1 protein-coding gene is annotated in these 938 nt (G+C 58.8%); it reads right to left on the bottom strand.

Annotated elements, in window-relative coordinates:
• Nucleotides 1–938 (bottom strand): hypothetical protein (locus tag HMPREF3092_RS05020; protein ID WP_176745698.1); only part of this gene is annotated, 938 nt, incomplete at both ends.

Here is a 938-nt window from a genome sequence, read left to right as displayed (position 1 = left end):
CCTTGCCGGAGACGACTTCGAAGGAGTCTTCGAGCTTCTGGCCGTCGAATTCAGCGGTGATGTTGTATTTGCCGGTGTATGCCGACGGGTTGGACTTGTTCATGCCGGCTGGGGTGAAGACAGCGTTGCCGTCCTTGTCGGCGGTCACGGTGGTTTCGTAGGGCTTTACGTTCTTGGCGTTGCCGGAAGTGCCGGTGACGGTGAACTTCACCTTGGTGCCGGGTTCGAGGTTCGAAACGACGGCGTTGACGCCCTTCTTGTCGTTGACGAAGTCATCGGCGGTGACCTTCTTTTCCGACAGGTTCAGAGCCGGGTCCTTGACCTCAGGGTCGTCGCCGGGCTGTTCGTCGTCCTTGGTGACGGTGTATTCGAGCTCGGCGACTTTCTTACTGTTTTCGGTGTCGACAACCTCAACGGTGTAGGTGCCGGTCAGGTCATCGCCGGCGTCAGCGTTCCCTACTACGTTGACTGAAGCTTTGCCATTGTCATCAGCTTTCTCGGTGGCTTCTTCCGGCGCTCCGTCGTTGTGTCTAGTGCTGAATGTGTATTCCTTGCCGGGATCTCCGCCTTCGAGCGCGATGGTGACACCGTCACTGCTGTATTCCGACGCAGTCAGCTTGTCTTTGGAGACGGTGGCTTTCGGCCCGTCGCCGGGCTGCTCTTCGTCGCCGTCCTTGGTGACGGTGTATTCGAGACTACCGACTCCCCGTGGCCCCGCGGGGTAGAAAACATCAACGGCGTAGGTGCCGACCAGGTCATCGCCGGCGTCAGCGTTTCCAACTACGTTGATTGAAACTTCGCCTTTGTCATCAGCTGTCTTGCGGCCGCCTGCTCCCTCGACCAGTTCGCCGTCTTTTTGGATCCTGAAGAAGTATTCCCCGCCGGGCTCGCCGCCTTCGAGCGTGATGGTGACACCGTCACTGCTGTATTCCGACGCA

It is taken from the genome of Brevibacterium sp. HMSC24B04 (assembly GCF_001806835.1).
Lineage (GTDB): Bacteria > Actinomycetota > Actinomycetes > Actinomycetales > Brevibacteriaceae > Brevibacterium > Brevibacterium ravenspurgense.
The sequence above is the reverse complement of the archived record's forward strand: the minus strand, read 5'-3'. Positions and strand labels throughout refer to the sequence as shown.